The organism is Deltaproteobacteria bacterium, assembly GCA_016874775.1.
GTDB lineage: Bacteria > Desulfobacterota > Binatia > Bin18 > Bin18 > VGTJ01.
Window position 1 is genome coordinate 1 of record VGTJ01000195.1, and the last position, 10,549, is coordinate 10,549.

The 10,549-nt window shown below is 54.1% G+C and carries 8 protein-coding genes, 1 tRNA gene and 1 pseudogene; 7 read left to right on the plus strand and 3 right to left on the minus strand.

The features are described from left to right. Positions 1–676 precede the first annotated feature (676 nt). The gene (locus tag FJ147_24210; GenBank protein MBM4258992.1) at positions 677–1,720 is read right to left on the minus strand and encodes an IS110 family transposase; all 1,044 of its coding nucleotides are present in this window, start codon (positions 1,718–1,720) and stop codon (positions 677–679) included. A gap of 326 nt (positions 1,721–2,046) precedes the next feature. After that, positions 2,047–3,567: pseudogene (locus tag FJ147_24215) on the minus strand (hypothetical protein). A gap of 378 nt (positions 3,568–3,945) precedes the next feature. Between FJ147_24215 and FJ147_24220 the strand changes: the two are divergent. The 5 genes from FJ147_24220 to FJ147_24240 all read left to right on the plus strand — a co-directional run bounded on the left by FJ147_24220 (position 3,946) and on the right by FJ147_24240 (position 7,173). Beyond that, the gene (locus tag FJ147_24220; protein ID MBM4258993.1) at positions 3,946–5,091 is read left to right on the plus strand and encodes an IS1380 family transposase; all 1,146 of its coding nucleotides are present in this window, start codon (positions 3,946–3,948) and stop codon (positions 5,089–5,091) included. Beyond that, the gene (locus FJ147_24225) at positions 4,845–5,306 is read left to right on the plus strand and encodes a transposase (GenBank protein MBM4258994.1); all 462 of its coding nucleotides are present in this window, start codon (positions 4,845–4,847) and stop codon (positions 5,304–5,306) included. The genes FJ147_24220 and FJ147_24225 overlap by 247 nt, the downstream gene beginning before the upstream one ends. Before the next feature lie 356 nt (positions 5,307–5,662). Next, positions 5,663–6,016, plus strand: coding sequence for a hypothetical protein (locus FJ147_24230; GenBank protein MBM4258995.1), 354 nt, complete (start codon positions 5,663–5,665; stop codon positions 6,014–6,016). 12 nt (positions 6,017–6,028) lie between these two features. Next, a tRNA-Leu gene (locus FJ147_24235) sits at positions 6,029–6,112 on the plus strand. A 311-nt stretch (positions 6,113–6,423) separates the two neighbouring features. Then, positions 6,424–7,173 (plus strand): hypothetical protein, encoded by a 750-nt coding sequence (locus FJ147_24240; GenBank protein MBM4258996.1) that lies wholly within the window; start codon positions 6,424–6,426, stop codon positions 7,171–7,173. Between the two features lie 91 nt (positions 7,174–7,264). Here FJ147_24240 and FJ147_24245 read toward each other — a convergent pair whose 3' ends face one another. Beyond that, positions 7,265–8,044 carry a hypothetical protein gene (locus FJ147_24245; protein MBM4258997.1) on the minus strand — a complete coding sequence of 260 codons (780 nt, stop codon included), beginning with the start codon at positions 8,042–8,044 and terminating at the stop codon, positions 7,265–7,267. Between the two features lie 266 nt (positions 8,045–8,310). Here FJ147_24245 and FJ147_24250 point away from each other — a divergent pair, with 266 nt between their 5' ends. Then, positions 8,311–8,934, plus strand: coding sequence for a hypothetical protein (locus tag FJ147_24250; protein ID MBM4258998.1), 624 nt, complete (start codon positions 8,311–8,313; stop codon positions 8,932–8,934). 8 nt (positions 8,935–8,942) lie between these two features. Continuing rightward, complete coding sequence (locus FJ147_24255; GenBank protein MBM4258999.1) at positions 8,943–10,400, plus strand: PAS domain S-box protein; 1,458 nt, start codon at positions 8,943–8,945, stop codon at positions 10,398–10,400. The last annotated feature ends 149 nt before the right edge of the window (positions 10,401–10,549 follow it).

The window sequence follows — 10,549 nt, forward strand, 5'->3', positions numbered from 1 at the left end:
CTTATAGCAGATCCCACCGCCGTCCGTGAAGTCCACACCTACTCCGGGACACTTGCACCCGTACTCGTCACCGAGCATCCAAATAAACGAGACATACGAAAGTCAACCAGCTTTGCCGGAAGGGTACGGAAGAAGAAGCAAGGGAGAGTGCCAGAGGACCAGTGCCTAACCCCTATCAGGGCTCCGTTGTCAAGAGGACAGACGCATGCATCGCGGGGGCGGGGTGGCCGTCCGATAACATATAGTGATACATCTGTGCCAAGCGATCGCAGCTGACTTGATTTCGGTTGCTGGTCACAGCACGTGGGCTGCACCAAACACCTATTGAGGATCGATGTTTCCCGTGGAACATTTTGTGCGGGAAACAGTAGTCTCTACCGAGACTACGTCCTAGAAACTCTTCTGTACCCTCGTTCCGGTCTTCTCAATGCCAGCGGGTTATGTCCACAGACACTCCTAGTTAGTTCCAGACTCGGGGGAGGGGCAGCCACGGGACACCTGGTGACGGATCACCAAGAAAGTGAGCAGAAGAGACCGTCCAATCAATCCATATGGCGTCGGGCGTTTCGTCCAGCGACTCTCGTACAGTCTCTGCTGTAGATAAGGAAGGAGTCAGCAAAAGGCTCAGCCCTCGGTGCGCCAGTTAGGCCATGAGCTCAGTCTCTCCCCTCAGCGGTTACGCAGTGACAAAGCGTTGGAGATCAAACGCCTGTTCCCGCGTGAGCATGTAATACACGGCGCGGCCCAACTTGTGGGCGAGCACGGTGAGCGCTTTGGCTTTGCCGTGTTTCTGTTCCAGCTTGGCGAAATATTCTTTCCCCGGTTTGCTCTGCCGGATAAAAAGCACGGCCGCTTCGGCAAACGCCCAGCGCAGATGTACGTTGCCAATCTTTTTGCCCGACGTCCCCAGTTTTTTGCCACTCGATTCTTTGGCACATTTCACCAGCCGACAATACGAGACGAAATCTTGCACCCGGGGAAAGCGCGTGATGTCGTGAATCTCATATAACAGGACGAGCGCGAGAATCTCGCCAATCCCAGGAACCGATTGTAAACGCGCGAACGTCTGCACGTCATCGGTTTTGGCACTGCGGGTGAGATAGAGCTCTACCTCTCCCAACAATTGGTCGTAGTGATCAATGAGCGACACATCGATCTCGATGGTCTTGTGGACACTGGGATCGGGGAAATGGTCCGCCACATCTGCCCGATTGGATTGGTTCGCCAGCCGTTTGCCAATCTCGGGCAGATTGTACTGACTGTTGGTATTCTGAATGTGCGCTAAGAGTTCGGCCCGCTTCCGGGCCAGATGACACCGGCGCCGGAGTAAATCCCGCGTGGCCCGCATCTCTGACGGATAGACATAAGCTTGCGGCATCATTCCCCCACGTAATAAGACCGCAATCTTGTGGGCATCGATTTTATCGTTCTTCGCTTTGCCCCCATGAATCGCTTTCATATAGAGGGCATGGCCTAAGACACAGGCAATCCCTTCCTTCGCACAGAGGTCCGCCAGCCAATACCAGGTGAACATACACTCCACACCAACCACCAGATCCTCTCTATAAGAAGCAATGACCCGCAGAAACGCGTCCGGTGTCGTCGGCAGATTTTTGTGCACGAGTTTCGCGCCACTGTGATCGAGAATGCAGACGTACATCGCTTTCGCATGTAGATCGATGCCACAATAATGTTTATGCTGCTGGGTGTAGAAATTCATCCAGACCTCCTTGGGGGGTGAAAATTTGTCTCTCGCCATCCTACCGCTGCCACTCGCAGCCAAGGAGGCCTGGATGAGTATCAACCCGGCTTGCGGTAGCAACGCACAAAACTCGCTCATGAATCAGCAGAGAGCAGAAGCCACAACACCGTGCCAAAAACTCCCAACAACCCGACGTAATAGCTGGTATCCCCAATACGCCACAACACGCCCAGCAAGCGACTTTTCTTTTTCAGTTCGAGATATTCTGGATAGTCGAGTGAGAAGAAGCCTAACGCCTGAGCGCACCGCGAGCGGCCCGACCGCGGCCTTTCACATTCATCCCTTCACGCCACAGGGCCGCGATGCGGTGGCGCGGTTGGTTCGACATTTTGTACCTCTATGGCATCGACTAGCTTAAGAACCTCGTCAGCAAGTATATCGGGAGAAGGCAGCTCAATCCTGGGTCGCTTTTCCAAAATCGTTTCAAAGAAGGGTTCGAATGCTCTTTGAACAAAGCTTCGCTTCGACTCATTGCCTTTTGATGATCTTCCCTCCTTGAACATCTTCCTTAGCCACTTGAGAGTAACTGTCTTCTTCATGTGATCCGAAATCTGCTTGACTTCATCTTCTGTGAGCAGATAATCGAGCGCCAACGACTCGATCTCTTCGCGAAGAATTCCGAGAAGATCCATTGAATCATCATCTACGACCTTGTCTGCAACTGCTTTGGCTGCCGAAGCCCCACCGAGACCTCCTGCAAGTGCACCAGCGATACCACCAATCACTGCCCCGGCAGCGGTGCCAATGCCAGGAACAACGCTGCCAGCAGCTGCGCCTGCGGCTGCTCCACCGGCCCAACCTGCAGTACCTCCGGCTACTCCCGCTAAGTTTATGGATAGGTTCTTGGAGAATTGACGCCATGAGATCGAGCGGTCAAACGCTGCGCGATAGAAATCCGGTGTGGTTGTCGCTACGGTGGCAATCGTCGCCGTTACAGCGTTACTGCGGAGCAGTTTCGACACGTGGTTCACCGCAGCCGCACCATAAACAGCTTTGCCGAGAGATCCTGCGGCGATACGCTGAATCGCTTCTCGCCCAACGGTGTTCCCTGAAATGGCCCTGACACTGCTACGAGCCGTGACTACTCCAATTGCAGCAGCTCTCGTTCGGAGGATCTGAGCACTTACGACGCCGGTTATTAGCGTCGTACCGCCAGCGGTCATAGCAGAAGCAAAGGCTGCCTGCGTAGCGTCTCTCGGCTATTCTCCACGCCAACAATTCTGTGCGAAGGTGACCCCGAAAGAAATCGCGAAAACATAGGAAGAGGTAACAGCTTGTGTCTTTGTGTCGAAAACAATAGAATCAATGTTACCCGCTCGCGCGATATTCCGAGCCTGTTTATACGTGATCGTTCCTTTCTGAATTATCTTTTCTGCATCGGCTGGATCACTGAAGCCCAAAACCTTTCCTTTCGAAATACGGTCACGCATTAATACAACGCAGGCTTCATATTGATCTTTTGGTACTGCAAGCACCTGGCCGGAATATCTATACGCACCTGTAATAGAATCGAAAGCTGCTGCCACTGTTTCAGAAGCTGTCCGAAAATATTTCGATTGAACTCGAAGCCCGTCGATAATACGATCTGCACCGTTCAGCTCATTGGTGATTCCAGCAACTTCGGCCCGCTTACCTCGAATTCTGTCGGCGAAGTTATTTGCATCTTCAGCGGAGAAGCCATGCCCTCCCTTGGTATGATATTTAGCTATCTGCGTTCTTTCCAACGCCTGCGCCACATGCGGGGCAACAAGCGGCGCTGTAGATGAACGTTCGCCTCTCTCTTTGTTTTGTTTTCGTTGCTTCATCTTTTTGTCTTTGTCGAACCATTGATTAACGTGTCATTTTGCCCTGATAATGCCATATTAGCCGGGTTTTCAGGCGGTTTTGCCCTGCACCTGTTATCCGCAGTCACTACAACCTCATAGGGGTCTGATATGCCTGATGTCACTCGAAGTCAACAACCAAAACTGCTTGCCGAAGCCCTCTCGGTCCTGCGGGAAATAGAGGAAGCAATAGCGCCCGTCACTTGATCTTGGAACAGTGTCTGCACTAGCTGGGCATTGAGTACGCAGAGCCATCCGCACTAGCCCGGATTATTCATGGAGAGGTAAGACGAAACGGCTCGCTTTTGCTAAGGTCTGAAGTTATAACGACTTTCGGACCGGTAACAAAGGAGCGAGCCGATGGCAGAGTGTATTGCACAACTGAGGCTAGACTTCCATCCAGCGTCCCCCATAACGGTGGCCTTTGACGCTCCCCATATCTCCAGTGATGGCGGGGCATTGTTGCTGCGCCAAATGGATGATCGGCTGGGATTGAGCGAGCGATTTGCGGCGTTACTCCCCGATGAACGGGATCCGCGGAAAGTGAAGCACGATCGCCGTGAACAAATGCGCCAGCGGCTCTACCAGATTGTCTTGGGGTATCCGGACTGTAATGATGCCGACCGACTCCGCCATGACCCCCTACTCAAGAGTGTCTGCGATCGTTCTCCTCAGGCCGCTGGCCTGTCCTCCCAACCGACGCTGTCGCGGTTGGAGAACGCGGTAGGCGTGGGGAAACTGCGTGCGCTGGTCTGTGAGATTGAGGAACAGTATGTGAGGTCCTTTACGGTCTCCCCGGAGGTGATTGTCTTGGATGTCGATTCCACTGACGATCCCACGCACGGCCAACAGCAGCTCTCGTGCTTTCACGGCTATTACGATCAGCACATGTATCATCCGTTGGTGATCTTTGATGGGGAGCGGGGACAATTAGTGAGCGTGGTGCTGCGGCCGGGCAATGCGCATGCGGCGCGTGGCGCGATGGGCGTGTTACGCCGGATTATTCGGCGTCTGAAATCCCGCTTTCCGCAAACCCAGATCGTCGTGCGTGGGGATTCAGCCTTTGCCGTGCCCCGTATCCTGCGCATGGTAGAGGAATTGAATCGGGAGTTGGGCGGCATCGCGTACGTCGTGGGGCTCGCCCAGAATGCCGCCCTCCTGCGGCACGGCGCAGCGGCGTTAAGCGAAGCTCGCCGACGCTTTCACGCGACCAAACACACCGTGCAACACTTTGACGCCTTTGCCTACGCTGCCGAGAGTTGGCCGCAGACGCGGCACGTCGTGATGAAAGCGGAAGTGAACGAGCATGGCGCCAATCCCCGCTTTGTGGTGACCTCCCTCTCAGAGTTTGCCCCGGCTCTCTCTATCATGCGTCTTGTGGGCGCGGGCAATGTGAGAATTTCATTAAAGACTTCAAAAATGCCCTGCAGGCCGATCGCCTGTCATGTTCCACCTTTGCCGCGAACTTCTTTCGCTTGCTGGAACACGCCGCGGCCTATGTGCTGATCCACGCCCTCCGCACGCAAGTGGCCGTACGGGCACCGCAGCTGGGCCGCGCCCAATTCGATACGTTGCGGCTCCAACTCTTGAAAGTAGCGGCGTTGGTCTCGGAGTCAACGCGGCGGGTACTTGTCCGACTTCCGGTCGCGTTTCCGTTAGCGCCCCTGTTCCGCCAACTCGCTTCCTCGCTCACCGCGCCGCCCGTCCTCTCTTCGGCCTAATCGCTTCCGACTCCCGGATCGTTTTCCTTCTGTTCGCTGTCGCTGCGGCGTCGGCAGGGAGTAGTCCATCTTCTCCGGCCCTCAGGCCTCGTCGAACTCCTACCTTGGCACCTACTTCTCACTCGCGTTCTCTTCAGCATTCACTTTTTGTCATATTGCTACGTCACGAAGAACAATTCCCTGCAAATCTTCCCTTCCGCTCTTCGTTCATGAATAATCCGGGCTAGTGCGCTTCCTGTCAAATCATGCAGTGAGGTCGACGCGCCACCAGCGATCACGTCGAGAGGGTACACCATGCTGAGGTGCAGCAGGTGGGGCCAGAGGGGCAAGCCTCACACTGCCAATGGCAAGAGCAAATGTCACGCTATCCAGATTGCCCTTTGGTCTTTCATCCGCAGGGGGAGCGGATTAAGGACCTTCGGGGCTCCTGGAGCCGGGCTTGCAAAGATGCCAAGCTAGCCGATAAGATTCCGCACGACTTTGGACGTACAGCAGTGAGGAATCTTGTGAGAGGCGGAGTTCCTGAGCGTGTTGCCATGATGATCACTGGTCACAAAACCCGTGACGTGTTTGAGCGGTACAACATTGTGAGCGCTGGGGATCTGGAAGAGGCAGCAAAACGGATTGATGAACGGATTGCAGCCAAAACGGTCACAAATTTAGGCACAACCCCCCTTGTTGACGGTATCCAACCTGCTGTAAGTCGTTGATTCTCCCCATGTGCCGGGATGGCGGAACTGGCAGACGCAGTGGACTCAAAATCCACCGCCCTCAAAAGCGTGCGAGTTCGATTCTCGCTCCCGGCATTAACAAAATCAGCTACTTGTAATCTCCTCGTAGCAACCACAGACGACAGGATCGGGGCAATTGTCCCGTGGCATCATTGAGACGTTTGGCGTGGTGATGGCCACTGTGGTTGTTGTCTCGCTGCTTTTCGGGAAAACCTACGCCAAACACATTATGACAAGAGAGGAAGAGTCTTGCATGTACTGGATGACGGTTGCGTCATATGGCGTACTTGCCTTACTCACTATTGGTGGCCTATTCCTATGTCCTCTTCGCTAGTCCTGCTCAGCGGTTCATTTGGCAACTTGCAAGCAAGGCGTGAGGTGATGCCTTGGCACTTCGCTCCGACTACAGCCGTACGATGAAGGTTCGTAGCTGGATTATTCTTCTCTGCATCTTCTTCATGAGGCTCGCGCTGCCAGTGAGCGCAGGAGGCGGCGATGAGGCAGTGCTAACGCAGATCACCGACTGTGATATTTTGGTTGTGACGCTGAACGGGAAGCTGGCTACTGTACGCTTAATCGGTATCGATTGCCCGGAAGTCCACGACTCCGACAAGCTGCACCGTGATGCTGTGCGCTCGGGCCAATCTGCCCCGGCTATTCAAGCACTCGGACAGCAGGCTTCAGACTTTGTGAAGTCACTCGTCGGTCTCGGTGGTCGGATTACGTTAGAGTATGACCAGCAACGACGCGATCCTCACGGGCGTCTTCTCGCATTTGTACGACTAGCGGATGGTCGCCTCCTTAACGAAGTCATCATCTGCGAAGGGTACTCACCAGCCTATACACGCTTCCCCTTCCGCCGTGACTACATGAAACGTTTTCGCCGATGTGCGCAACACGCCCAGGCAGAAGGGAAGAAAAGATGGGCAACCAAAGAGGTTGCACCATCTGACCGTGTCGAGTCTCGACAGCCTGGCGAATATGTGGGTGAGGTCAGGGGCAATCGGCGTAGCAGAATCTACCATCTCCCACGCTGCCCAGGGTACGAACGACTCAGTGCGAAGAACATTGTCTCGTTCTCCAGCGAAGGGGAGGCCCAGCGTGAAGGCTACCGGAAAGCCAGAAATTGCCCTTAGCCAAAGCTCGCCAGAAAATAGAACCCTGGCACGTACTCAATCCCCCTGATCTCACTTGCAATACTTGTCTTTGTGCGCGCGGAGGGTGCGCTTACCTCCGATCAATAAACACCCGCTCTTTCCCAATCCACATGGTTGATCTGGAAAAATCAATAAACTTTGCCTCGTCTTCAACCGCAAGTTCCATTGCACGTTTGCCTTCCGGTGTATTGGCAAGAACGGCGAAATCAGCACGATCGAACCACGCTTCGGCATGACCGGTATAGGGTGCAATCGTTGTCCCACGAGCGGTGCGTAGTTGTTGTTCCACGGCATCGGCGTAGTAATGCACTTGTATGTACCGTTTCATGCGCATGCCGAGCGACATGCCACGAATGAGTGGGCCATGATTGGTCCGCCAGTAGAGTTGCGCTTCCTCGAGGCTCTGGTGCGAGTGATGACGAAGAGGGAAGAACAGTTTCACCAGTGGGCTATGTTCACGGGCGACAATCTCTTCTGAGGGATTCACTTGTGGATATTCGTAGGTGAACCACAAGGGTGAGTTCGGCAGGTCGATAAAGTTCTTTTCGTCTTCAAGCAATTCCTTGCCTGCATCTCGGCCTGCTGCAGTGCCGACACTGGCAGCCATAGCTTCTCTGGTTGTCCACCATAGCTCGGCGACGCCATCATACGGTTGTTCCATTTTCCCGCGCGCGCCCGCAAGTTGGTCGTTAATGGGATCGTCGAGAGTGTGCAACTGGATGTAGCGATGAATATTCAATGTCGTTGCATGTTTTGCCACTAACGGGCCGTGTACTGCACGCCAGTATTGCTGGAACTCTGCTCGTGACATTCCCGGTTTGCGGCGCAGGGCAAATTCTAAACGAATCATGGTTCCCCCTTATTTTTTATGTTCGACTCAAAGTGTCGCCGTCATAGGAGAAATTGCTTTGCGTTGCAAGTCTGCTGATGCCCGCGATTCTTCACCGCCAGGGGAGTCCTTCTTCTTGTGTAACCTATTGGAAAAGCTGTCTTTTTGTCTAATTTTGAAGTTGTTTTGTGAGGAAATTAAAGTTTTCCTTCGAGGTGCCGATATTTCCCAGTGGGGACCTCAAATCGCTTGTACCCATATGACTTAACCTCATAGGAGGAATATTTGTGAACGAGGTGAAACCGCATGCTCCAGGCTGGCTTCCGTTCCTTGCCGGAGGAGGGGTCGCGCTTATTTCCCTCATGTTGTGGTGGGCTCTTCACGTTCAGGAGCGAACCCATATTCAACGCCTGGTTACCGCCGAAGCGTCGAGTCTCAAGAATGAAATAGCCGCACAGATGCAAGCTCGTATTCTTGCATTGGTAGACATTGCGAGGCGCTGGGAAAAAAATGGACGCCTGCCACAAGAAGAGTGGGAGTTTGAAGCTGAGCTGAATCTCAATCACTTCCCGGGATACCACGCCATCGCCTGGGCAGACGCCTGGCTTTCGTTGCGCTGGGCTGTCCCCCTTAAAGGTCCCGATGCTGTGCTCGAACTGAACTGGATATTTGAAGAGCAACGGCGTAAAGCCTGGGACGCTGTCCGCGAGCGTCGTGAAGTGACGGTGACGCGGACGGTTGAACTTGACGACAAGGAAAAAGGCATGCTTGTCTTTGTGCCGATCTTCCGCGGAAACGACTGTATTGGTGTGATCGTTGGTATCTTCCGGTTGCAGGAGCTACTGGACTCAATTCTCCATGATCGAGTAATGCCAGAGTATGGAATGCCCTATCCGATGCGAACACTCTAATATATCGCATGCCTCAAGCGATGTCGGTACACGAGGACACATGGCAGCAGACTTCGATCATTGATTTGTACGGAACGCCCTGGCGCTTGCGGCTGTGGCCACAAGCCTCGTTATTGAAAAGCGAGGGGTCTTCACTTCCTGCAGTTGTACTCATCGCTGGTCTTGGCATGTCGACATTACTGATGTTGGCAGTAACGTTTGCACAGACCGCAAGTGTCCGTGCTCGGACGGTTGTCAGCATCAATGAAAAACTTGAACGCGAGGTTGCTGAGCGGACACGTGTCGAAGGGGAGGTGCGAACACTCAACGATGAACTCGAACAGCGAGTAAAAGATCGAACCGCGCAGCTAGCGGAGGTGAATGCTGATCTGGAAAAAGAGATTGTCGCGCGTGCTCGTATCGAACAACTCCTGCGAGAAAGTGAGAAACGGTATCGTGGGCTCATCGAAAACGTGAGCGACGGTATCTTGTCATGCACGCTTGAAGGCATGATGACCGATGTGAACTGGGGCTTAGAAATGATGCTGGGGTGGTCGCGCCATGACCTCGTCGGACAGCATTATCGCAAGATTGCGACACCAGATATGGTGACATTGTGTGACGAGCGGGTGCGACTGGCTGTTGCTGGAGAGCGACTACCGGGATTATTTGAGACCGAGATCGTGCGGCGCGATGGGAGTGTCGTTCCTGTAGAGATCCGCGCGCGTCTGCGTCGTGACAAAGAGGGACAGCCGATGGGCATTATCGCTACGCTCCGTGATATTTCGACACGGAAAGCGTTGGATCGGCAACGCCAAGAGTTTCTCATGATGCTGACGCACGACATCAAGAGTCCATTAGCGGTCGTGCTCGGCTATGCTGACTTGCTTCTTGACAGCATCGGACAGGAAAGCCAAGCGCAGCAGGAGAAAGACCTGCGCCAACTTCGAGACAACGTCTGTACGGTGTTTTCATTGGTCGAGAACTATCTCAATGTGTCTCGCTTGGAAGATGGACAGTTAAACTTGGAGAAGAAACCCCTTGAGATCAATGGGCTGCTAACGCAAGTGGGACAGCAGTACGAGGCAGAAGCGCGTCAGCGGAGTATCGCGCTCACGTTTGATTTGCAACCCGATCTTCCCACATTGCACGGCGATGCGCTGGCTCTCGCTCGTGCTGTCAGCAATTTGGTGTCGAATGCATTAAAGTTTACCCCTCCAAGTGGGCAGGTCACTGTCAGTTCTGAGTGGCGGAATGGCGAGGTTGTGGCCTCGATTGCTGATACTGGCCCCGGCATTCCACCCGCTGAAGTGCCGTTGCTGTTTGAAAAGTATCATCGCGGAACGACCAGTCGCGAGGTTGAAGGAACCGGTCTGGGGCTCTTTATTGCGAAGGCGCTGGTTGAGGCGCATGGCGGGCATATCGAGGTGCAGACTGCCCCTGAGCGCGGAGCAAACTTCTCCCTGGTGCTGCCACTTCCGAACTAAGGCGGTGGCAGGAAACAACTTACCGCAATAGTGATTGACCGGAGTGGAGAGCCTCTGCACAAGAGCAGGGATGAGAGACGAGACCATTGTGTGCTGGCTTCGGTCTAAGTATCGAAGTCTGGTCGAAGAGCTGGATGAACGCGGGCGAC